The sequence below is a fragment of the Pseudomonas sp. FW306-02-D09B genome, assembly GCF_058782685.1.
In genome coordinates this window covers 1-21,503 of the sequence record NZ_JBYSXY010000001.1, presented here as the reverse complement: position 1 = coordinate 21,503, position 21,503 = coordinate 1, and the positions used below count along the sequence as shown (strand labels likewise).

Genomic DNA, 21,503 nt, shown 5'->3' with positions numbered 1-21,503 from the left:
ACGCAGGATCAACTGGTCGGTGCTTACCGCCAACTCTGCCTGGCAGCAGGTTCGGATCGGTTTCCCGGTTGATCCGAGGTCACTTTACTTTTCCGTCATACAGGGGATAGATAGCGTGTTACACCCCCTACTTGATACCTGATGTAATCAATCGAGAGATACGATGCCCCGGCATTTTGACGATGTGCAACTCGGCAGCATTGAGCTGTTCTGTCTGGCAGTCGAGTTTGAAAGTTTCACTGCCGCTGCACAGGCAGCCGGAGTGACGCCTGCCGCCGTGAGCCGCTCGGTGTCACGCCTGGAGGAGCGTCTGGCGGTGCGCTTGTTTGTACGCACCACCCGGCAGATACGCCTGACCGAGGCCGGTCGGGTCTATTACGAGCAATGCCGGCAAGCATTGACTCAACTGGTTGACGCGGAACGTAAAGTGACGGGCCAGCAGCAGGCGCCCTCAGGGGAATTGCGCATCAGCGCACCGACACCCTATGCGCATTTTCGACTGTTACCGCGCCTTGCCGAGTTTCGTCGACGCTATCCACTGGTCAAGGTAGTCGTGCACGTCAGTAACCGGAACATCGATTTCGCTGAGGAAGGTTACGATCTGGCCATCCGCGGTCGAGCGCCCGATGACTCGGCGCTGATTGCGCGCACACTCGAGAATGCGGAGCTGGTGGTCGTAGCCTCTCCCGAGTACCTTCGGCAACATGGCGTTCCGCAGGCACTGTCGGACCTGGAGTCACACGATTGCATTCAATTCGAACTGCCCAGTAGCGGAAGGAATGTGCCGTGGACCTTCATCGTCGATCAGCGGTCGGTGAGCGTGAACACCTCTGGAAATACCACCTGCCTTGAAGATTATCTGGCAACGATCACGATGGCCAGACACGGCGCCGGGATCGTGCAGGCGTACCGGTTTACCGTTCAGGCGCAAATCGAAAGCGGTGAACTGGTCGAGGTACTCGGGGAGTTTGGTGGCGCTACCCGCCCCTTCATGTTGCTGTATCCCCATGCCCGCTATCTACCGATGAAAGTCAGAGCGCTGATTGATTTCTTGACGGCCCCGGAGTCAATTCATTGATTGCCAGGTCAGGTGCTCTTTCTCTGGGGGCTGAACACAAACCGATTTGGAAGGCTGCCGCTTCCCCCTTTTAGTTCGGGTCCAACAATCCTCCACTCCAGTTACGCGACACCCGGGTTCCGGTGAATTTCGCCACCACCATGCCCTGTTGCACAAGGCGATCCCGATAACGTGTCACCATCCGCCCCGCTTGCTCGGCAAACAGCAACACTTCGGAAGATGGATCACCCGGACGCCCCAGAATCCGCGCAAACCGCTGCCCTTCTTCGACAAAATCGCCCAGCTCCTTTTCAAAGATCAGCACCCCGGGCTGCGGCGCGAGAATGGTCTCCATGTGGCTCATCTCTATCGCCTCGACAGGCAAATCGCCTGGCGACAGCGGCTCATCGATCACCCCGCACGCGCAAAGCCAGGCGTATAGCCCCGCAGCATCCTGCTCGGCAAACCGGTCGCTGACATCGCCCTGCCCGCGCAACTCCAGGGTCGCCGCCAGGTGCTGGTCCGTGACGCCATCGCGCAGCCAGGGTGCAATGATGGTTTCCTCGAAGGAGCCATCGCCACCGTCATCCCAGATGATCGCCACCGCCATCTTCATCGCCGCCGCCAGTTCACGGCCACGTGGCCAGAAACTGCGGTGAACATAGAGGTACGGCATTGCCTCGTCATCGGTGTGCAGATCGAGCATTAAGTCCGCCGTAGCCGCCAGTTGTACCAGGCTTTTTTGCCAGGCCTGGACAGGAGTCGAAGGTCGGGCCATCGCTGTCGACTGGTCGAATGAACGGTTGAAATTATGGCCCGTGGCGTCGTGAAACCGACCGAGTATTCGTCCTTGACGAAACTGTCCGATGCCCAGGGGATTGGCCTGCGGCACCACTGTCACACTGCCCTTGAGGCGGCCCTCGGCTTCGACAACCTGGAGTCGCTGCATCAACAGATGCAGGACCAGCATCCCGGCGATTTCATCGGCATGGACCCCCGCCTGCAAGTGCACCTTCGGTCCGCCGCCATTGCCCTCGAATCGCCACACGCCGACCCGTACCGCGTCGCCGTTATTGTTCCGAACAGCGAACGAAATATCCTGCGCCATACGTGTGCCCTCTCATCATGACTGTTGACCCCGATGCTCGACGGACTCTGGATCGAGGGATGCCTGAGCCCCAAAACCTTCAGCCCCGCCAACGACCTCCCTGTCTGCCGTTGCGGGATAAAGGGGTTGCGTCACGGAGCATTCGGCGCCGACGATGTCCTGTGACGGGTGACGGCCAACGATCATCGCCAGGGTGCCGCTGACTGCGATCAGCCCGGCACCAATCATCAGCGACTCATCCATCAACGTGCCCCAGACCAGATTTGACAGCAGGAACGCCCAGACCAACCCGGTATACTCGAACGGTGCCAGCAAAATCGCCGTGGCCCGCTGGAAACTGGCGAACAGCAGGAACTGCCCGATACCGCCCACCAGCCCGGCACCGAGCATCCCCAACCAGGCCGGGGTCGGCGATGGGGTGTGGGTCCAGGGCAACGCCAGCATCATGCAAATGACAAACACCCCATTGGTGATCAGCATCTGCTCCAACACCGATGTCTGGTCATCCACCTGCCGCAACTGGATGTAGGTGAAGGCCCAGCACATCGCCGCCAATAGAGTCAGCACGATCGGCAAGGGCTCGGCCATGTTGCCGGGGCGACAGGCAATGATCACGCCGACAAAGCCGATGATCAGAGTGAACCACTGCCAGCCGCTGGCACGCTCCTTGAGGATGACGACCGCCAGCACCGTGACCATGATCGGTGCCGAAAAATACAGCGTGGTCATCTCTGCCAGCGTCAAGTCCCGGGCTGCCGTGTAATACAGCAGCCAGGCAACAAGCGACAGCAACCCGCGCACCACCAGCAAGCGCCGGCTCGGTGAGCGCCAGGCCCGTTGAATCAGCCGCAAGCGTCCTGCCAGCAGGCAAGCGAGCACCACCACGAGGCTGCGCCAGAACAGGATGCTGACCACCGAATAGTCGGCCACCAGCCACTTGATGCTCGCATCCTGCAAGGCCAGGAATGCGTAACCCAAGGTGCACAGGCCGATGCCCTGCAACGACCGGTCAACCCGTGGCGCGCTCATTACACCGCCCTGCGCAGCGGCGTCCCGCGCCGTTCGGCAAAAGCGAACAGCGCCTCGATCAGGAACGTCAGGCAGACATACACCCCGGCCACCAGCAGCAACGGTTGATAGACTTGCAGGGTCTGGGCACGGACCACGTTGGCGGCGCCCAGCAGATCGATCACCGCGATGGTCGAGGCCAGCGCCGTGGACTTCAGCAACATCACGGTCTCCCCGGCCAATGTCGGCAACAGCAACCGCATGGCCCGTGGCAAGCGCACCCGCAGCAAGGACTGGCGCGGGGTCATGCCAAACGCCGAAGCGGCTTCCATTTCACCTTTTGGCACCGCCAGCAGGCCGCCGCGAATCACTTCGCCCACATAGGCCCCCACCGACAGCACCAGGGCGAACACGATGTACCAGTAGCCGTCACGCAGATAAGGCCAGAGAAAACTGCCACGGATCAGCGGAAACTGCGCAAACAGACTGCCAAGCCCGTAATAGAAGATGTAGATCTGAATCAGCAACGGTGTACCGCGAAACACGCTGGTGTAGAACAGGCTGGCCTTGGCGATGACTTTATTCTTCGAGATCCGGGCCAACGCCACCAGCACCGCGAGCACAAAACCGAACGCACTGGCAAACAACAGAAGGGTGATGCTCGTTTGCAGCCCTCGGCCCAACAGCGCCGCATATTCAACTATCCACGCTGGAATCATTTCATTCACTCAGCCAAGGGCATCCAGCGACGCGTGCGTCGCTCAAGCCGTCCCGACAGGTAGTTGGACACCAACGTCACCACGTAGTACATCGCCGCGGCCGTGAGGTAGAACAACAGGTAATGACGCGTCGAACCCGCCCCTTGCTTGGCGGTGTACAACAGCTCGTTGGTGCCGACCACGCTGATCAATGCACTGTCCTTGATCAGGTTGATCCACAGGTTGGCCATCCCGGCCATCGCATAAGGCGCCATGATCGGCAGCGTTACGCGCCGGAACAGTCCGAACCCGCTCTGGCCGAACGCCCTCGCCGCCTCGATCTGACCAAAGGGAATCGCCTGGATCGCCGCCCGAAAAATCTCCGAAGCGTAGGCGCCCTGCACCAACCCCAGTACCAGGATTGCCGCCAGAGGGCCGCTGACATCCATCGCGCCGTACCCCATCCGGGCCATCAGCGAATTGAGGAGCATGGAGCCGACGTAGTACAGCAACAGGATCAGCAACAACTCCGGAACCGCCCGGAACAATGTGGTGTAGCCACGCATCAGTGCGGCAATCGGTTTGGGCGCGCTCAACTTGAGACAGGCCACCACCAGGCCAATGAACAGCCCGACCACAAAGGCCCCGGCCGATATCTGCAGGGTCATCCAGAGCCCCTTCAACAGCGCACTGCCCCATCCTTGCTCGCTGAAATCGATCAACTCGAACATTGCTGGCATTTCACTCTCCGGTTAGCAGGCGTGAGGACACCGCTGGACCTTGTGGGAGCGGGCTTGCTCGCGAAGGCGGTGTGTCAGTCGACATCATTGCTGAATGGTCGACCGCATTCGCGAGCAAGCCCGCTCCCACAGGATCTGTGTTCAGATCAGAACGCGGGCTTCACGCTGGTCCCGAAGTAGCTTTGGGAGAGGTCGTCATAGTCCTTGCTCGCCAGCAGGGTCTTGATCGCCTTGTCGAGATTGGCCTTGAGCTCGGTGTCATCCTTGCGCAGACCGGCGCCCACGCCTTTGCCGAAGATCGGGTCATAAGGCACCGTGCCCAGGTAGGCCAGGTCCTTGGCATCCGGCGTCTTGACGAATGCCGCCATGGCCGTGCCGTCCGCCATCATCAAGTCGACACGACCGGCAATCAGGTCGGCGTTGGCCGAGTCCTGGGTGTCGTAATACTTCACGTCGGCAATTTTCTCGTAGTAAGCCTTCAGGTAACTGGCGCTCACTGTCGAGTTCTGCACCGCGATGATCTTGCCCTTGAGGTCATCCGGGTACTTGTTCACCGCCGTGCCCTTGGGCCCGACAAGCGCAATCGCCGAATCGTAGTAGGCCTTGCTGAACGCGATCTGTTTTTCGCGCTCTTCGGTCACCGACATGGAAGAGAAAATTACGTCGATCTTCTTCGCCAGCAGCGACGGGATGATCCCGTCCCACGCCACTTCCTTGATCTCGCACTCGGCTTTCATTTCGCTGCACAGCTTGTGGATCAGGTCGACTTCAAAGCCTTTCCATTCACCATTGGCCTGCTTCTCGGTGTACGGCGGATACGGTTCGGCGGCGACCGCGAACCTGATCGGCTGGGCCTGTGCCGCGCTCATGCCGGCCAGCATTACGCAGGCCACGCCGGTCAACCAGTTTGCCAAACGTCGATTTCCCATGATTGTTCCCCGTTTTTTTTATGTTATTAGCGAGTCTGATGAGCGTTGACGAACTGCCGGCAACGTTCGCTGCGTGGGTGTACGAACACTTCGTCCGGCGAACCGGCTTCCTCGATCAACCCTTGATGCAAGTAGGCGACTTTGGAAGAAACATCGCGTGCGAAGGCCATCTCATGGGTTACCAGGATCATGGTCCGGCCTTCTTCGGCGAGAGAGCGGATCACCCGCAGCACTTCGCCGACCAGTTCCGGGTCGAGTGCCGAGGTGGGTTCATCGAACAGCATGACCTTGGGCCGCATGGCCAGGGCCCGGGCGATGGCCACCCGTTGTTGCTGTCCCCCGGAGAGAAACGCCGGGTACTCGTTGCGCTTGGCCGCAAGCCCGACGCGTTCAAGCAAGGCTTCGGCCCGTTCAGTGGCCTCCGCACGGCTTTCACGCAGGACCTGAGTCGGCGCTTCGATGAGGTTTTCCAGCACCGTGCGATGGGGCCAGAGGTTGAAGTTCTGGAACACCATGCCCAGGCTCGAACGGATCCGTACCAGTTGTTTGGCATCGGACACCAGCGGCGCGCCGGGACGGTCGAAGTTCAACTGAATGCTTTCGCCGTCCACCAGGATGCGTCCCTGGTCCGGCACTTCGAGCATGTTGATGCAGCGCAGCAAGGTACTTTTTCCCGAGCCGCTGGCGCCGATCAGCGAGATCACATCGCCTTCGCGGGCCGTCAGGGAGACGCCTTTGAGGACTTCGATATTGCCGAAGCGTTTGTGCAGGCCATCAACCTCGATCATGGTCTTGGCCGCGACCGGCTCGGCAGCCGCTTCACTGGTCACACGGGGGATCGCCGGTCGCGGCGCTTCGCCTTTCAACACCCGGACAAAATCGCGAATACGCTGGCAGGCCTGGGCCAGTCGTTCTTCACCGAGCGTGAACGAGAGCCGCACAAAGCCTTGTGCCGGTTCGCCGAAAGCAGCCGCATCGAGGACCGATACCCGCGCCTCGCGCAACAGACGCCAGGCGAACTCCAGAGAACTCAGGCCAGTGTCCCGCACGTCCACCAGCACGAACATCCCGGCATCGGGCGTGAGCACTGAAATACCCGGGCAATCGGACAAGCCTTTCACCACCAGATCACGACGACGGCGATAGATTTCTCGCATGCCGTGGGTCACCTCCTCATGGGCCTGCACAGCCTTGAGCGCGGCCTCCATGACAAACCCCGGCAAGCCGTAGAGCATGCTCAGCATCAGGGTTTCGGCATGCGCCACCAGGGTTTCATCGGCGACGATCCAGCCGATCCGCCAGCCGGTCATGGCATGGGATTTCGACAGGCTGCCAATGACCACGCAACGCTCGGCCATGCCCGGCAAGGCTGCCAGGCTGAGGTGCTCGCGTTCGAACGCCAGGCTCTCATAGACCTCATCCACCACGACCCACAGGTCATGGGTGATGGCGAGGTCGGCGATGGCTTGCAGCTCTTCGCGGTTGAGCACCACGCCGGTGGGGTTGTTCGGATTGGAGAGGAAAATCGCCCGGGTGCGCGGGGTTATGGCCTTGGCCAGCACCGCGGCATCGAGCCGGAAACCCGAATCCGCCGCGCAAGGCACCCGCACCAGCGTCGCGCCGGAGGCCTTGAGCGTCGCCTCGTAAGTCACGTACATCGGGTCCAGGGCAAGCACTTCGTCGCCGGCAGTCAGCAGGCACAGCGAGGTGATGAACAGTGCGTTCTGCGCTCCCGCCACGTTGATGACGTTTGACGCTTGCAGCTCACGGCCAAACAGTTGGCTGTACCGCGCGGCGATGGCTTCGCGCAAGGCCAGGCGACCGGCGATTTCGGTGTAGTGAGTGTCGCCTTCACGCAGCGCATCAACCGCGGCATCGGTGATGAAGTCTGGCGTGGGGAAATCCGGGTCCCCGACGCTGAGGATGATGACATCCTCACCACGACGCTGGGCGTCAAACGCCGCATTGTGAATATCCCAGGCAGCAACGCCCTGGCCCGAGATTCGCTCAACAAAGGGTGAAAACCGCATGCCAGTGCCTCGTTCGGGAAGAAGAAACGCAAGCCCGCAACCAGCCGGGGAAGAAGGTGGAACGAACATAGTCCAAGCTGAACAGTCGTTCAACAGAAAAGTCACGAGGGTTCGCGTTCAGCGTCAACAGGTCGTTTTTACGACAGTCGAGGCACTTTCCAGTACTCGAATGACAGGCAGAAGTGAGGTTGCTGTGACGCTAACGACGGCGGGCAACCCGAGTGGATTGCGCGAAATGGACGTTGCAGGTTCCGCTGCCGCGCCAGCGGTCATTGCGATGTGACGATGAAACCAGGGTTTCGAAAACAGTGATCAGACCAGCAGATCGACGGTCTGCAACATGCGCCGATAAGGCGAGTCCGGATGCCCCATCTCGAAGTGAATGGTTTCGATCAGACATTCCAGAAACCGCTCGGCCGCCGGCCGCAGGGGCTGTCCGCTTCGGCTGATGGCTCCCACCGAGGCGCTGCTGACCGGTTCGCGCAACGGCAAGGCGCACAAACCTTCTCGCTGAGCGCAAATCTCCACCAGTGGCCAAGGAAAGATGCTCAACATGTCGGTTTCACGCAGCAGACTCAAGATGATCGATAGCGAATGGGCGTAATGCACATGCCCTTGCGTCGTAATCGTCCCGTCTTGCTGCGACGCCAGAATCCAGTCGGCCAACGCCAGTTCCTCTAAGGCTCGACAGTTCGACAAGGGATGTTGCTGACGGGCCACCACCGCGCAGTCAGCGGTGAACAGCGGGAGATAGGTCAGGTCGGCGCTGGAACACCGGGTATCAAGCCGTCCGATGAAAAGATCGACGCTCGCATCCCGCACCCGCGGACAGGCGACGGACGAAAGGCCTTCATGCAGTTCAAGTTGCACGTTTGGAAACAGTTGGCGAAAACGCACGACTGCCTTGGGCATGAGCGTCATCGCTAACCACGGTGTGACGGCTACCGACAAACGTCCAACCAGTTCCCCGTTGCAATCAGCCAACACTTGACGGGCATTGACCATCTGCGCCACCAGCAAGCGTGACTGAATCAACAGCTTCTTGCCGAGTTCGGTAAACACAATCCCGGTGGTATTGCGGATCAGCAATTGCGTAGCGGTGTCTGTCTCCAGCTTCTGTATGGCCTTGGTGACTGCGGCCGGCGAGGTGTCGAGCCTTTTTGCAGCACCGCGAATGCTGCCTGCATCGGCCACTGCCACCAGTGCGTTGAGTTGATAGAACTTCATAGTGTCCACCGGTGTTAACCCAGGGTTGCCTTGTTCACTTTCGATTGCCTACTGGCCTTGGCTTTGGCCCTCTAAGCTCAGACCAACGCCACCTGGGCTTCTGGCATCACCAGAGGACCGTATCAGAAAAAGCCCAGGCATTTTGATGAAACGCATGATGTCGTGAGCCATAGCGTTGGATGTGGCCCTGGCGACAGATTTGTTTCTCCTCCTGGTCACAAAGGAAAGACGCTGCCAATGACTCAGTTCATGCCGCTATTAAAAGAGATCGAGCACGAAATGCGCGAACTCCGCCACCATCTCCATGCCAACCCTGAACTCGGTTATCAGGAGGTCGAGACCAGCGAACTGGTCGCCGAGCGATTAACCCGATGGGGATATGAAGTGACGCGTGGCTACGCCGAAACCGCGGTTATCGCCACGCTTAAAAAAGGTACCAGCCCTCGTGTGCTTGGCATTAGGGCTGACATGGACGCACTGCCTATTCTAGAGAAAACCGGCCTCCCCTATGCGAGCCGGATACCCGGCAAAATGCATGCGTGTGGCCATGACGGGCATACCGTGATGCTCCTCGCCGCTGCATACGCCCTTGCCCATGGTCATCCGTTCGATGGCACCGTACACCTGATTTTCCAGCCAGCCGAAGAAGGCCTGGCCGGCGCCCGAAGAATGATTCAGGAAGGTGTGCTACAAAAATTCCCCTGCGATGCGGTATTCGCTGCACACAACATGCCTGGCTATCCCGTCGGAAAACTCGGGTTCCGAGCCGGGCCCTTCATGGCCTCCGCCGACCAGGTCAATGTCACGATTCACGGAAAAGGCGGTCACGGCGCAATGCCGCATTTGAGCGTCGACCCTGTGGTGGTCTGCGCAAGCATCATCATGGCCTTGCAGACAATCGTCTCGCGCAACGTTTCACCTCAGGACATGAGCGTTATCACCGTCGGGGCGATTAACGCCGGCAAGGCGTCCAATGTGATCCCCGACAGCGCGCATATGCTGATGTCGGTCCGCTCGCTGAACAATGCGGTCCGAGACCGTCTGGAGAGCCAGATAAAACGCCTCATCCACGCCCAGGCGGAGGCGTTCGGCGCGACAGCCGAGATTCACTACAGTGCCGACTACCCGTTGCTGGTGAATGACGAAGAAATGACCCGCTTCGCCAGCCAGGTGGCCATCGACTGGCTCGGTGAGGACGAAGTAATGAGAGACATCGTGCCCTTCAATGGCAGCGAGGATTTCGCCTATTTCCTGCAGCAATGCCCTGGCTGTTACCTGATCATCGGCAATGGCGACGGTGAAAAGAGCTGCATGGCTCACGACCCACGCTACGACTTCAATGACGACATCCTGATCCGTGGCGCTGGCTATTGGGTCAAGTTGACCGAGGCTTTTTTACCGCTTACCGCTTAACGCTTGAGCAAAGACCTGCAAACCGTGAAAACCAATAAAAAAACGAGGTCATCATGCAGCTACGCACACTTCAATACACCGTCATGTTGTTCGGGCTGATCATCACCCCGCTATCGCAGGCACAACAAGTGATCAAGTTCGGCGTTGACCCCAGCTATCCTCCGTTCGAGCAAAAGCAGCCGGACGGTTCATTGAGTGGTTTTGATATCGATCTGGGCAACGCCCTGTGTGCCGAGCTAAGCGTCAAATGCATTTGGGTCGAGCAGAACTTCGATGGCATGGTCCCGGCGTTGAAAGCGAAGAAATTCGACGCGATCCTGTCGGCATTCAGCGCCACCGAGGCGCGTCGCCAGCAGGTCGATTTCAGCCATAAGATCTACACCGCGCCGTCTTCTCTCGTCGCCAGGAAAAACGCCGGATTGCTGCCGACGGCAGCGTCATTGAAAGGGAAATCCGTAGGCGTTGTTCAAGGCTCACTGCAAGAAAGCTTTGCCAAGTCGGAATGGGGCAGCCAAGGCGTCGAGATCCTTTCCTACCAAACCCAGGACCAGGTGTTTTCAGACCTCATCAACGGGCGCCTGGAGGCTGCGTTCCAGGCCTCGGTGCAGGCCGATATCGGGTTATTGCAAAAGCCTCAAGGTCAAGGATTTGCCTTCGCGGGTGACCCCATCACCGACAAACGCATCATTGGCGATGGCGTCGCAATCGGTGTCAGAAAAAACGAGCCTGATCTGCGAGAGCAGCTGAATACCGCCATTGCCGGCATTCGCCAATCAGGCCAATACGACCGAATTGCAAAGCAGTATTTCAACTTTGATATTTATGGCGAGTGAGGTAATCCCCATGAACGAAATGACTCAATGCGCTGAGCCTCGTCTTGCCGTCCCCGTCAGTGACGAGATTGTGCGCGCCTTCCAGACTCAGGGCGCGGTGTGCATCCGCAATGCGTTTTCTGCGCAGCAAATCAGCGAACTGACCCAAGGCATCGAATTGAACCTTGCCCATCCCAGCCCTCGCGCAAAAGTGGCGAGCAGCGCCAGCGACCCGGGATGGTTCTTCGAGGATTTTTGTAACTGGCAAGAGAATGAGCACTATCGCAAGTTCATTTTCAACTCCGCCATCGCGCCTATTGCTGCCGCCCTGTTGAACAGTCAACGCGTGCGCCTGCACCATGACCACTTGCTGGTCAAAGAGCCCAATACGCGCCAGCGCACGCCTTGGCATCAGGACCAGCCTTACTACAACATCAGTGGCTCGGACACCGTGAGCTTCTGGATTCCCGTCGATCCAGTGCCCAGGGAATCGACCCTTGAGTTTATAGCGGGTTCACACAAGGGCCCCTGGTTGATGCCTCGGTCTTTCATGGACAGCCAGGCCAAATGGTTTGCCGAGGGAACCCTGGACGAGCTACCGGACATCGAAAACCATCGCGACGATTTTCCCATCCTGGGATGGGCATTGTCGCCGGGCGACATGGTGTGTTTTAACATGTTGACCTTGCATGCCTCTGCCGGGGTCGGAGGACAAAACCGCCGCCGCGCGTTTTCAGTAAGGGTCATAGGCGATGACGTCCGGCATGCTCCCAGACCCTGGGCCACCTCACCCGATTTCCCTGGACTGCGAGAGACCCTGGCACCCGATGCTCCTCTGGAGCACGCGCTGTTCCCGACACTTTGGCATCGCGGGATTTAATCTCCGAGCGATGCATAACGACTGAGCGCCAGCGCCGACAGCTATAGACGGAAGCGCAGCACCAGGGCTTGCTGGTTGTTGGCTACTTGCTGCAGGTGCTCGCCGCTGCTGCGGGTATGTGCCGCATTGCGCCGGTTATCACGGGTCATGTCGTGCAAGCGGTGCATATGCTGATTCACCTCCTGTGTGGTTCCGGCCTGTTCGTTCGCAGCGACAGCGATCTGCACCGCGAGGGCATGCACGCCTTGCAGGGAGTTATCCAACTGGCTGAGCGAGGTCAGCACGACCTGGGTTTCACGCTCCAGCGAATGCGCTTGTTCGGCCGAGGCCTGCATCGCCTGCAAGGCTTCGGTGGACGAACTTTGCAAGGTGCTGGTGATGGCAACAATTTCTTCGGTGGCGCTGCTGGTGCGTTGGGCAAGGTTACGCACTTCATCGGCGACCACCGCAAAGCCACGGCCTTGTTCCCCGGCGCGCGCGGCTTCGATAGCGGCGTTGAGCGCCAGCAGATTGGTTTGTTCGGCAATGCCCCGGATCACCGCGAGCACGCTGCCGATTTGCAGGGCGTCGCTGGTCAGGGTGTCGACCACTCTGCCCGCCCGACCGATGTCATTCAGCAGGCGTCCCTGCTGGCCGATCATCTGTTGCAAGGTGCCCTGCATCTCGCCAAAGGCACCCCGTGCGGCAGTACTGCCTTGTGCGCTGTCGGCAGCGTTGCGGGCGATGTCCTGCACGGTGCAGGACATTTGTTCGACGGCGCTGACAACCATTTCCAGCGACTCTTGCTGCAGATCGAGACGTTCACTGGTTTGCCCGGCGGCACTTAGAATCTCGCTGCTGGCCTGACCAACGTCCTGGCTGGATTGGCGCAGACGCTCAATCACATCGCGCCAGGCCTGGGCCATTTCATGCAGGGCCAGCATCAAGCCCGCCTGTTGTCGGTGCTCGGTCGGCAGGTTCAGCTCGCCTGCGGCCAAGCGACGGGCCAGCACGGTCATATTGCTCGGTTCGCCGCCCAGCGGGCGCATCACACTGCGGCTGACCAGCCAGGTGGCGATGGCAACGGCGGCGACGGTCAGCAGGCCGAGCAGCAAGACCTGCCACATCAACTGACGTACCGGGGCAAACGCCTGGGTCTGATCCATTTCGGCAATCAGGGCCCAATGGTTGTCATCAAAGGCGATGGGGACAAACACTTTCAGCGCAGTGTTACCGTCCAGCCCCGGTTCGGCGATACGCCCCTGCTGGCCTGCCAGGGCATTGCTGACGGCACTGCCCGTGAGACCGGTTTGTGCATTGAGGCTGCGGTTGACCTGGCGTTCAGGGAAACGTGCCGAGTCCGAGCGCAAGCCGGCATCACTGCCGACCAGGTAGGTTTCGCCTTTTTCCCCCAGGCCCTGGCGGGTTTGCATCACGTTATTGAGCGGGGCGATGGGTAACTCCAGAACCAGGATCATTTGTTGCTCACCGTTCGACATGACGGGGGTGGCCAGATACTGGGTCGGCTCTTTGCTCGATGGGTTGTACTGCAGGTCGCTGATCAACGGTTTGCCGCTATCGCGGCTTTGCTTCACCAGACGCGCCAGCGAGGTGTCGCGCAGGCTGTCTTCGCCGAGGTTGTGCTTTTCGTCACTGTCGCTCTGCACACTGAGCATGATGGTGCCATCGGGCATGATCAGTTTCAGCTCGCGATAACCAAAGGTGCTGATGAAGTGTTGAAACATCGGGCGGTCGTAATGGGCGGTGCTGATCAGCGCGGTGTCGTCGAGTCCCTGGTAACTGTTGCTCAGGTTACTGGCCAGGGTGCTGATCTGGTTGCGCCGTTCCTGCCAGTTATCCAGCAATTGCTGCTGTTTGATATGGGCAACCGCCTCAAGAGCGTTCAGCGTCTGCTCGCGCAAGGCCGTACTGGCTTGTTGATAGACCGTAAAGGCCATGCCCAGAACCGGGATCAAACCGATCAGCAGGTAGCTTAGGGCTAACTTCAAGCGTAACGGCATGTTCAACGACTCCACGGGTAGAAGGGTTACAGATCAAGGCATCTGTAAAATATTCTGCAAGAACCGTGCAAATTACCGAACACACTGTTTTGTATCAGGCCACAACGTCTACCCTGATCTTCACTGACCTCGGGTAAATGCAGGCATTCGTGGCGCGTCAGATCCGAAGGATGACAAGCTCACCGGTGAGTTCGAGATAGCGGAGTGAGGTGTAAAGACAGCGTCGAAAACGACGACCAGGCATACAGAAGGAGGAACAGCCAAGGGAGAAAGTGCGGTTGTCGGCATCGACGGGGAATGTCTGGGTGCCGCTTCAGCCGATCATGTCGAATCAGCTGTCTGCCTTTGAGCAACGCTTTGAATAACGTCGCCCGGCAAAGACGCTCATCCCGAACTCGCGCAAAACCTGGCGGTTGAGGGAATACCTGGATGAACTTGGGAAAATGGCAGGGGCGGCTGGATTTGAACCAACGCATGGCAGGATCAAAACCTGCTGCCTTACCGCTTGGCGACGCCCCTGTAGCTGTTGCTGCAAGCCCCGTGAGGGCCTCTGCAAGAACGCGCGGAAATTTATCAACTTTTGTTTCGTCTGGGAAGCCCCCAAAGCACATAAATTGGTTTTAAAACAGCCACTTGCTTTTGATCGAATTAAACAACCCTCCCCTGCCCGAGCCTGAGGCAATCGTTGCAAGGGAGGGACGCCGAGTGAATTACTTCGGTTGCGCCACGGTGCGCAAATAGGGTTTCAACGTCTTGAAGCCCTGCGGGTACTTCTTCCTGGCTTCTTCGTCGGACACCGACGTGGGAATGATCACGTCCTCACCCGGACGCCAGTTCACCGGGGTGGCGACCGTGTGCTTGGCGTTTAATTGCAGCGAGTCGAGCAGGCGCAACACTTCATCGAAATTGCGTCCGGCACTCATTGGGTAGATCAGCATCGCCTTGACTTTCTTGTCCGGGCCGACGATGAACACGGAGCGCACCGTCGCGTTGTCCGCGGCAGTGCGTGAGCCGCCGCTGGCATTCGGGTGAATCATGTCGTAGAGCTTCGCCACGACCAGGTTCTCGTCGCCGATCATCGGATAATTGACCGCATGCCCCTGGGTTTCTGCGATGTCACCGAGCCAGGCCCGGTGGTCACTGACCGGGTCGACGCTGAGCCCGACTATCTTGGTGTTGCGCTTGTCGAACTCAGGCTTGAGTCCGGCCATATAACCGAGTTCAGTAGTACAGACAGGCGTGAAGTCCTTCGGATGCGAGAACAGGATCGCCCACTTGTCGCCAATCCACTCGTGGAAGTGGATCGGGCCTTCAGTACTTTCGGCAGTGAAGTCCGGTGCTTCATCGCCAATGCGAATTGCCATGTTCAATCTCCTTACAGTGACTGATGGGGAAGCTGTCAGCCCCTGACAGCGGGCCCGACGGCGTTGGGTGCCAGCGTTGGACTGGCAACGCGAATCAGTATAGGAGACGTATCAAGACAGCCGTGACAATCGCTTGGCCCGGCCTTGCGGTGGCGGCGTTTTCATTTGACCAGTCGCGTTTCCTTGGAGGGTCTGTATCCAAAGTACGAGCTATAGCATTTGCTGAAATGACTGGGTGAAACAAAACCGCAGGCCACCAGCACATCAACCTGGGACAGCTCGGTGTGTTGCAGCAGTCGCCGCGCCTCGGTGATCCGCAGTTCCATGTAATACCGTTGCGGCGTCGTGCCCAGTTGCTCCTTGAACAAGCGTTCGAGCTGTCGACGGGAACGGCCGGCATAAACCGCCAGTTGTTCCAGCTCCAGCGGCTCTTCGAGGTTGGCATCCATCAGCTTGACCACCTCACGCAATGGCGCGCTCACACAGACATTTTCAGCTGGTTTGATGCGCCGATAACGAGACTCCTCGAAAGCCAGAATGTCCTCGATACCCTCGACCAGTGCTTTATCGTGCAGTCCCTTGATCCAGTCCAGCGCCATATGGAATGCCCCCGCGGGACTGGAAGCGGTGAGCCGGTCTCGATCAATGACAAAAGCTTCGCTGGTGACATGCGTCGCCTTGGAGATTTCCGCGAGTGCGGGGCGATGTTCCGGGTGAATGGCGCAACGATACCCATCCAGCAAGCCGGCGCTGCCGAGGAACCAGGCGCCATTCCACAACCCGGCCAGACTCACGCCACGGTCTGCCGCTGCTCGCAACAGGCTGATCAGCTCATCAGTCGCCTTCAGTTCTGTCCGGTAGCCGCCGCAAATGACCAACAGGTCCAGGTCCTGGATGGCTGAAGAATCAAAACGCGCATCCGGACGAATGACCAGGCCGAGATCACTGATGACCTCCCCGTCATTCAAGCCGAACGTTCGGGAAGCGAACAACCCGGGGCGTAGCAGATTCGCGGTGACAATCGTATCCAGCGCCTGGGTAAACGCGGGCAGCGAGAAATGCTCGAGCAGCAGAAATCCTGCCCGGGTCATTTGAGCAGACTCACTGGGATTCTCATTCAGATAGCGAAGGTTTTTCCCCTTCATGCCTCCGCTAAATTGGCGTCGTTCGATCAATGTTCGACCTACTCGGTTGCGTTAACCCACCGGTCATTTGGTGCGTCGGTAAAGCGCAATGCTAACCGTATAAGTTTCAACACCACCAGCACCATTATGCAACTGCTCAGGCAAGCTGAAAGCCGTGCAAAAACGGGTGACATGATCCACTTTCAGCGCCATGACCGCCCGTAACCCTGAACAGGCGTCAGCTCATGCTTCGCTATGCTTAACCACACACCGCTGGAGCGGTCGAATACGAGCTTCGTGGCATCAGTGCCGGGAGCAAAGGCAGGGAGATGAGGCAGCTATCTGAAAAGAGAATCGAATAATGAAAATGCTAATGATGGTCGAGTGCCCGAATGAACCCTTCAACGCGCTCGTCAGGGCCGGGAAGGTCGGCGAAGTCATCGGGCGAATCCTGGAAAGCATCAAACCGGAGGCTGCCTACTTTACCGAGCAGGATGGACTGCGCGGCGGGATTTTCCTGATCGACGTACAAGACTCCTCCCAGATCCCCAGCTTTGCAGAACCGTTCTTTCTCAACTTCGATGCCACCTGCAAGTTCCGTCTGGTCATGAGCCCACAGGACCTGCAAAGGGCCGGCCTGGAGGCACTCGGAAACACGTGGGGCTGAGGACGATCAGTGCGGGGTGGTTTTGTCCGCCCCCCACCCTCATCGGGTCGCGACGAACCCGCTGGGCAATAGCGGTTGCCGATAGCTATGATTGGAGACCATGACAGCCTCTCTCCAGATTCGACAACCCTGCCCGCCCGGTGCCTGCGATTGCAGGCGCGAACAGTTGCTGGACATACCCAGCGCGGACTTGCGCATCCTGCACCTGACCCGCCAGGAGGAAAAGCGCCTGCTCGACCGGCTGGAGAATCTGCAGAGCCTGGCCGACCTCGAGCACATGCAGCGACGGATGTACGAGCAGTTAGGCATTCGCGTGCACATCACCCCAAGCGTGCACGAAGTGCGAAGCATGCGCGGCATCGGCATTCAGCTTCTGGACCTGCCAGGGCTGTGCCGCAAAACCCGTCAGTCGATTCCGGCCGCCATTCGTCGCGGTCTGGAAAAACACCCCGAGATCGCCTACGAGCTGCTTAACGCTCACGACCTTTTGCGCGATGCCTGAGGCGCCGCCCGGCGTACACCTCTTGCAAAGACGCAGCGGGCGACAAGCGACTATCGAGAGCGTCTCAATGGCGCAGCAATTTGCGCAGCGGCACGCCGTCCTTGAGCACGGGAGACTTGATGACGATGTAACTGAAGTACTTGGAGATGCCGATGTTCTTGTCCAGCAGGCTCTCGATCACTTCCTGATAGTGCTGGATGCTGCGGGTCATGAAGCGCACCAGATAATCGTAGCCACCGCTGATCAGATGGCATTCGAGCACTTCATCCACCAGGCGGATATTGGACTCGAATTTGGCGAAGTCTTCGCGCTTGTGATCGCTCAGGGTGATCTCGGTGAACACCGTGACCGAGTCAGTGATCTTGGCCAGGTTCAAATGCGCCTTGTAACTCGAGATGTACCCGGCCGACTCCAGTCGCTTGACCCGTTGCAGGCACGGACTGGCTGACAGCCCCACGGCATCGGCCAGGCTGACGTTGGTCATGCGCCCGTCTTTTTGCAACTCAACCAAGATGCTGATGTCGATCCGGTCCAGTTTCACTAAACCTTCCATTGCGTACCTCTTGATTGCCGTTTGTAGGACAATCTTCTAGCAAAATCAGCGCCGTAAAGACAGCTGATGCTGAGCCACCAGGTCAGCCATGCTGTTAATGCAGTAATCCGCCGCACACGACGTTGCAGGTTTTGCCCGCCCGCGACAAATCAGGCACACATCGCTGGCCGTCTGTCGACCGGCAGAAGGTCGGGTCACCTGCAGGATCTCCCGGGCCTCAAGCCCATTGGCCTGTAACCAGTCCCGATCCAGCAAGGGATCGCTGGCCAGTGAAATGAAGTCGTCGGGCATGACCCCCAAACGCTCACAGAGCAGCCCTCGATCTTCGGCATCCCGATCGCCCTGCACCAGCAAGCGATAGAACTTGCGCAAGTACAACATCGCGCCGGGCGCGTCTTCGAACAGCGACCAACTGGCCACCGAACGGGCAAAACTCATGCCCTCCTCCCAACTGGCTCGCAGCCCCCAGCGCTCGGCCAACTGGCGATGGGCGAAACACAGCAAGCCACTAAAGCCCAGTTCACCGAAACGCGGGTAGAGCGCACGCACCACCTCGCTGTATTCGGCCAATACCTGCTCCTTGTCCGGACGACCGCCAAGGCTGTCGAGCAGCGGTTGCAGCGCCGTCCAGACTCCCGAATCGCGATCGACCAGGACTTCATCGCAATCGATGAGCAACGCTCGATAATCAGTCAGCCCCATGGTACGCCAAGCCTCCAATAATGCACTCCGTCACCCCATGCGCCATAAATGCTCACGGGCGGTACCTCGCGGTACCGCCCGAAGCAGGCATGAACTCAGTTCAAGACGCGTGCCAATGCTGCTTCAAGAATCTGCAGCGCTTCGTCGATCTGATCTTCTGTTGTCACCAGCGGCGCAAGGAAGCGCAGCACGTTGCGGTACACGCCGCATTTGATCACCAGCAGACCGCCCGCTCGGGCTTCGTCGATCAGCCGCTGATTCAGCTCCGCATCCGGGGTACGCGCGTCGTCATCCTTGATCAATTCGATCGCCAGCATGAACCCGCTACCGCGCACGTCGCCGATTTGTGGGTGACGGGCCTGCAAGCGCAGCAACCCCTGACGCAAACGCTCGCCCAGAGCATCGCCACGCGCCAGCAGCTGTTCTTGCTCATAGGCGTCGATCACCGCCAGCGCTGCAGCGCATGACAGCGCGTTACCGCCATAAGTACCGCCCAGGCCACCGGGCAATGGCGCGTCCATGATCCCGGCCTTGCCAACCACACCGGATAACGGTAGACCACCGGCAAGACTCTTGGCGACGGTCACCAGGTCCGGCTGGATACCGGCGTGCTGGAAACCGAACCACTTGCCGGTACGGCCAAAACCGGTCTGGATTTCATCGAGAATCAGCACAATCCCGTGTTTTTCAGTGAGGGCACGCAGCGCCTGAAGGAACTCCACCGGTGCCGAGAGGAAACCACCGTCGCCCTGGACCGGTTCAATGATGATTGCCGCGACCCGCTCAGGGGCGACCTGGGTGGCCAGCAACTCGTCCAGCGCCTTGAGCGCCATCTCACTGCTGACGCCGCGATAGGCATTCGGGTACGGCGTGTGGAACACCTCCGGCGCGAACGGCCCGAAGTTCTGCTTGTACGGCTGGCTCATGCCGGTCAGCGTGGTGCCGAGCAAGGTGCGACCGTGAAACCCGCCACGAAACGCAATCACTGCCGAGCGGTTGGTGTGAGCGCGGGCGATCTTCACCGCGTTTTCCACGGCCTCGGCGCCAGAAGTAAAGAACGCCGCTTTATAGGCTTCGTTGCCGCCGATCATTTCGCACAGGCGCTGGGCCAGATCAAGATAAGGCTTATAGGCCACCACCTGAAAACACGCGTGGGAGACCTTTTGCAACTGAGCCTGCACCGCAGCAACCACCTTCGGGTGGTTATGCCCGATGTTGAGCACGCCAATGCCGCCGACAAAATCCAGGTAGCGCTTGCCGTCCACGTCCCACAATTCGGCACCTTGGGCGCGATCGATCACCAACGGGTGAGCGGTAACCAGGCCACGTGGCACGAATTGATCGCGCTGACGGAGCAAATGAGGGGTTTCGTCGACTTTGCTGTTCATGGCATTTCCCATCGTGAGTCCGGCAACCGGGAGGTGGTTGCGATGGTGTTCAGGTTAAGGCTTGTGCGAAACGAACTACGCCGAACTTGCACCCTGAGAAATTCGGATCGACTGTTTTCACCCCGTCAAACGGCAGATTCCTTCAGCCCGCCGAATCTGCCGGGGCATGCCTGATAGAAACAGGCGCGACGCGTTTAACCCGGCCCTTTCGACAGATCCTGCGTTGGCGTTGCGCGATGATGGACAGCCTCTTCACCCTTCAGGAAATGCCCATGGCCCTGCTTTATAAAGCTGACCCGGTACGCGGCGAACAGTGGAAGGCGTTGTTCGCCGAGCATGCCCCGGATATCGAATGGCGCGCCTGGCCGGACATCGGCGACCCCAAGGACATTCAGTACCTCGCCGCCTGGCAGGCACCGGATGATCTCGAGGTTCTACTGCCCAACCTGCGCGTGTTGTTTGCGTTGTCCGCCGGGGTCGATCAACTGGATCTGAGTCGCCTGCCGACAAGCTTGCCGGTGGTGCGCCTGCTGGACCCTGGCATCACTCGCGGCATGTGCGAATACGCCAGTTTCGCGGTGCTCAGCCTGCACCGGGACATGTTGCGCTATCGCCAGCAACAAATGGCCCGGTGCTGGCAGGCACACTTGCTGCAACCGGCGGCCAAGCGCCGGGTTGGCGTCATGGGCCTCGGGACCCAGGCCCGGCAGATTCTGGCGACCTTGCAGCCCCTGGGTTTTGCCTTGTCCGGCTGGGCGCGCAGTGCCCATCACATTCAGGGTGTCGATTGCCACGCCGGTATCGAGCAGTTACCCACGTTCCTGAGCCAGTGCGACATTCTGTTGTGCGTACTGCCGCTGACCGATCAGACCCAAGGCATCCTCGACCACACGCTGTTCCAGCAACTGCCCCGTGGCGCGGCGCTGATCAACATGGGCCGTGGCGGGCATCTGGTGGAAAGTGATTTGCTCGAGGCGCTGGACAGCGGGCAGCTGAGCGGCGCGGTACTCGATGTGCTACAGGAGGAACCGGCACCGGTGGATCATCCGTTTTGGGACCATCCGCAGATTCTGCTGACCCCGCACATTGCGGCGATGACACAGCCGGAAAGTGCGTTTGGGGTGTTGTTGGAGAATATTCGGCGTCATCAAAGTGGCAAGCCGATGGTCGGCCAGATCGATCGCGCCCAAGGCTACTGAATACACCACAAAACAAATGTGGGAAGGGCCGGGCGACGTTCGCTTGCTCGCGAAAGCGGTGTGCCAGGCGACATCAATATCGATTGAAAGTCCGCCTTCGCG

At 59.3% G+C, this 21,503-nt stretch carries 20 protein-coding genes and 1 tRNA gene; 7 read left to right on the top strand and 14 right to left on the bottom strand.

What is annotated here, in order from left to right; genetic code table 11:
* The first annotated feature begins 163 nt into the window (after positions 1-163).
* Positions 164-1,078: a LysR family transcriptional regulator gene (locus AC3WK5_RS00105; protein ID WP_103317286.1), complete on the top strand. Its 915-nt coding sequence runs from the start codon at positions 164-166 to the stop codon at positions 1,076-1,078.
* Positions 1,079-1,148: 70 nt separating this feature from the next.
* On the opposite strand, the gene AC3WK5_RS00100 is transcribed toward AC3WK5_RS00105, so the two are convergent.
* The 7 genes from AC3WK5_RS00100 to AC3WK5_RS00070 form a co-directional block, all read right to left on the bottom strand.
* Positions 1,149-2,165: a M14 family metallopeptidase gene (locus AC3WK5_RS00100; protein WP_103317288.1), complete on the bottom strand. Its 1,017-nt coding sequence runs from the start codon at positions 2,163-2,165 to the stop codon at positions 1,149-1,151.
* Between the two features lie 15 nt (positions 2,166-2,180).
* Entirely contained in the window at positions 2,181-3,194 is a 1,014-nt protein-coding gene (locus AC3WK5_RS00095) for a DMT family transporter (protein ID WP_103317290.1), read from the bottom strand.
* Positions 3,194-3,892, bottom strand: a complete 699-nt coding sequence (locus tag AC3WK5_RS00090) for an ABC transporter permease (RefSeq protein WP_024264665.1) — start codon at positions 3,890-3,892, stop codon at positions 3,194-3,196. Before AC3WK5_RS00090 ends, AC3WK5_RS00095 begins: the two co-directional genes overlap by 1 nt.
* A 5-nt stretch (positions 3,893-3,897) precedes the next feature.
* Entirely contained in the window at positions 3,898-4,611 is a 714-nt protein-coding gene (locus tag AC3WK5_RS00085) for an ABC transporter permease (RefSeq protein WP_019689753.1), read from the bottom strand.
* Between the two features lie 146 nt (positions 4,612-4,757).
* Positions 4,758-5,540 (bottom strand): transporter substrate-binding domain-containing protein, encoded by a 783-nt coding sequence (locus AC3WK5_RS00080; RefSeq protein WP_103317292.1) that lies wholly within the window; start codon positions 5,538-5,540, stop codon positions 4,758-4,760.
* 26 nt (positions 5,541-5,566) lie between these two features.
* Complete coding sequence (locus AC3WK5_RS00075) at positions 5,567-7,570, bottom strand: aminotransferase class I/II-fold pyridoxal phosphate-dependent enzyme (RefSeq protein WP_103317294.1); 2,004 nt, start codon at positions 7,568-7,570, stop codon at positions 5,567-5,569.
* Positions 7,571-7,882: 312 nt separating this feature from the next.
* Positions 7,883-8,797 (bottom strand): LysR family transcriptional regulator, encoded by a 915-nt coding sequence (locus AC3WK5_RS00070; protein ID WP_054597924.1) that lies wholly within the window; start codon positions 8,795-8,797, stop codon positions 7,883-7,885.
* A gap of 237 nt (positions 8,798-9,034) precedes the next feature.
* Between AC3WK5_RS00070 and AC3WK5_RS00065 the strand changes: the two genes are divergently transcribed.
* From AC3WK5_RS00065 to AC3WK5_RS00055, 3 genes are all read left to right on the top strand, one after another.
* Positions 9,035-10,210 (top strand): M20 aminoacylase family protein, encoded by a 1,176-nt coding sequence (locus tag AC3WK5_RS00065; RefSeq protein WP_103317296.1) that lies wholly within the window; start codon positions 9,035-9,037, stop codon positions 10,208-10,210.
* An 83-nt stretch (positions 10,211-10,293) separates the two neighbouring features.
* Positions 10,294-11,043, top strand: coding sequence for an ABC transporter substrate-binding protein (locus AC3WK5_RS00060; RefSeq protein ID WP_256585242.1), 750 nt, complete (start codon positions 10,294-10,296; stop codon positions 11,041-11,043).
* 10 nt (positions 11,044-11,053) lie between these two features.
* Positions 11,054-11,902: a phytanoyl-CoA dioxygenase family protein gene (locus AC3WK5_RS00055; RefSeq protein ID WP_218275933.1), complete on the top strand. Its 849-nt coding sequence runs from the start codon at positions 11,054-11,056 to the stop codon at positions 11,900-11,902.
* 41 nt (positions 11,903-11,943) lie between these two features.
* Here the strand turns inward: AC3WK5_RS00055 and AC3WK5_RS00050 are convergent, their stop codons facing one another.
* The 4 genes from AC3WK5_RS00050 to AC3WK5_RS00035 form a co-directional block, all read right to left on the bottom strand.
* On the bottom strand, positions 11,944-13,902 hold the full coding sequence (locus AC3WK5_RS00050; protein WP_103317298.1) for a methyl-accepting chemotaxis protein: 1,959 nt from the start codon (positions 13,900-13,902) through the stop codon (positions 11,944-11,946).
* A 444-nt stretch (positions 13,903-14,346) separates the two neighbouring features.
* Positions 14,347-14,421 (bottom strand) — tRNA-Gln (locus AC3WK5_RS00045).
* Positions 14,422-14,612: 191 nt separating this feature from the next.
* Positions 14,613-15,266, bottom strand: coding sequence for a peroxiredoxin (locus AC3WK5_RS00040; protein WP_103317300.1), 654 nt, complete (start codon positions 15,264-15,266; stop codon positions 14,613-14,615).
* Between the two features lie 161 nt (positions 15,267-15,427).
* Complete coding sequence (locus tag AC3WK5_RS00035; protein WP_177474893.1) at positions 15,428-16,441, bottom strand: GlxA family transcriptional regulator; 1,014 nt, start codon at positions 16,439-16,441, stop codon at positions 15,428-15,430.
* 310 nt (positions 16,442-16,751) lie between these two features.
* On the opposite strand from AC3WK5_RS00035, the gene AC3WK5_RS00030 reads away from it, so the two are divergent.
* Together AC3WK5_RS00030 and AC3WK5_RS00025 are read left to right on the top strand one after the other, a co-directional pair.
* Positions 16,752-17,057, top strand: coding sequence for a hypothetical protein (locus AC3WK5_RS00030; protein WP_054597930.1), 306 nt, complete (start codon positions 16,752-16,754; stop codon positions 17,055-17,057).
* A gap of 100 nt (positions 17,058-17,157) precedes the next feature.
* Entirely contained in the window at positions 17,158-17,559 is a 402-nt protein-coding gene (locus AC3WK5_RS00025; protein WP_054597931.1) for a hypothetical protein, read from the top strand.
* A 64-nt stretch (positions 17,560-17,623) separates the two neighbouring features.
* Here the strand turns inward: AC3WK5_RS00025 and AC3WK5_RS00020 are convergent, their stop codons facing one another.
* The 3 genes from AC3WK5_RS00020 to gabT all read right to left on the bottom strand — a co-directional run bounded on the left by AC3WK5_RS00020 (position 17,624) and on the right by gabT (position 20,202).
* Positions 17,624-18,112 carry an Lrp/AsnC family transcriptional regulator gene (locus AC3WK5_RS00020; protein ID WP_008055821.1) on the bottom strand — a complete coding sequence of 163 codons (489 nt, stop codon included), beginning with the start codon at positions 18,110-18,112 and terminating at the stop codon, positions 17,624-17,626.
* A 45-nt stretch (positions 18,113-18,157) separates the two neighbouring features.
* Positions 18,158-18,814 (bottom strand): HAD family hydrolase, encoded by a 657-nt coding sequence (locus tag AC3WK5_RS00015; protein ID WP_103317305.1) that lies wholly within the window; start codon positions 18,812-18,814, stop codon positions 18,158-18,160.
* Positions 18,815-18,909: 95 nt separating this feature from the next.
* Entirely contained in the window at positions 18,910-20,202 is a 1,293-nt protein-coding gene (gene gabT / locus AC3WK5_RS00010; protein WP_103317307.1) for a 4-aminobutyrate--2-oxoglutarate transaminase, read from the bottom strand.
* A 272-nt stretch (positions 20,203-20,474) separates the two neighbouring features.
* Between gabT and AC3WK5_RS00005 the strand changes: the two genes are divergently transcribed.
* Positions 20,475-21,401 carry a 2-hydroxyacid dehydrogenase gene (locus tag AC3WK5_RS00005; protein ID WP_103317309.1) on the top strand — a complete coding sequence of 309 codons (927 nt, stop codon included), beginning with the start codon at positions 20,475-20,477 and terminating at the stop codon, positions 21,399-21,401.
* Positions 21,402-21,503 lie beyond the last annotated feature (102 nt).

What these genes read in the sequence shown, in the direction of transcription:
- AC3WK5_RS00105 (WP_103317286.1), top strand. Translation starts at nt 164, where the DNA reads ATGCCCCGGCATTTTGACGATGTGCAACTCGGCAGCATTGAGCTGTTC.
- AC3WK5_RS00100 (WP_103317288.1), bottom strand. Translation starts at nt 2,165, where the DNA reads ATGGCGCAGGATATTTCGTTCGCTGTTCGGAACAATAACGGCGACGCG.
- AC3WK5_RS00095 (WP_103317290.1), bottom strand. Translation starts at nt 3,194, where the DNA reads ATGAGCGCGCCACGGGTTGACCGGTCGTTGCAGGGCATCGGCCTGTGC.
- AC3WK5_RS00090 (WP_024264665.1), bottom strand. Translation starts at nt 3,892, where the DNA reads ATGATTCCAGCGTGGATAGTTGAATATGCGGCGCTGTTGGGCCGAGGG.
- AC3WK5_RS00085 (WP_019689753.1), bottom strand. Translation starts at nt 4,611, where the DNA reads ATGCCAGCAATGTTCGAGTTGATCGATTTCAGCGAGCAAGGATGGGGC.
- AC3WK5_RS00080 (WP_103317292.1), bottom strand. Translation starts at nt 5,540, where the DNA reads ATGGGAAATCGACGTTTGGCAAACTGGTTGACCGGCGTGGCCTGCGTA.
- AC3WK5_RS00075 (WP_103317294.1), bottom strand. Translation starts at nt 7,570, where the DNA reads ATGCGGTTTTCACCCTTTGTTGAGCGAATCTCGGGCCAGGGCGTTGCT.
- AC3WK5_RS00070 (WP_054597924.1), bottom strand. Translation starts at nt 8,797, where the DNA reads ATGAAGTTCTATCAACTCAACGCACTGGTGGCAGTGGCCGATGCAGGC.
- AC3WK5_RS00065 (WP_103317296.1), top strand. Translation starts at nt 9,035, where the DNA reads ATGACTCAGTTCATGCCGCTATTAAAAGAGATCGAGCACGAAATGCGC.
- AC3WK5_RS00060 (WP_256585242.1), top strand. Translation starts at nt 10,294, where the DNA reads ATGTTGTTCGGGCTGATCATCACCCCGCTATCGCAGGCACAACAAGTG.
- AC3WK5_RS00055 (WP_218275933.1), top strand. Translation starts at nt 11,054, where the DNA reads ATGAACGAAATGACTCAATGCGCTGAGCCTCGTCTTGCCGTCCCCGTC.
- AC3WK5_RS00050 (WP_103317298.1), bottom strand. Translation starts at nt 13,902, where the DNA reads ATGCCGTTACGCTTGAAGTTAGCCCTAAGCTACCTGCTGATCGGTTTG.
- AC3WK5_RS00040 (WP_103317300.1), bottom strand. Translation starts at nt 15,266, where the DNA reads ATGGCAATTCGCATTGGCGATGAAGCACCGGACTTCACTGCCGAAAGT.
- AC3WK5_RS00030 (WP_054597930.1), top strand. Translation starts at nt 16,752, where the DNA reads ATGAAAATGCTAATGATGGTCGAGTGCCCGAATGAACCCTTCAACGCG.
- AC3WK5_RS00025 (WP_054597931.1), top strand. Translation starts at nt 17,158, where the DNA reads ATGACAGCCTCTCTCCAGATTCGACAACCCTGCCCGCCCGGTGCCTGC.
- AC3WK5_RS00020 (WP_008055821.1), bottom strand. Translation starts at nt 18,112, where the DNA reads ATGGAAGGTTTAGTGAAACTGGACCGGATCGACATCAGCATCTTGGTT.
- AC3WK5_RS00015 (WP_103317305.1), bottom strand. Translation starts at nt 18,814, where the DNA reads ATGGGGCTGACTGATTATCGAGCGTTGCTCATCGATTGCGATGAAGTC.
- gabT (WP_103317307.1), bottom strand. Translation starts at nt 20,202, where the DNA reads ATGAACAGCAAAGTCGACGAAACCCCTCATTTGCTCCGTCAGCGCGAT.
- AC3WK5_RS00005 (WP_103317309.1), top strand. Translation starts at nt 20,475, where the DNA reads ATGGCCCTGCTTTATAAAGCTGACCCGGTACGCGGCGAACAGTGGAAG.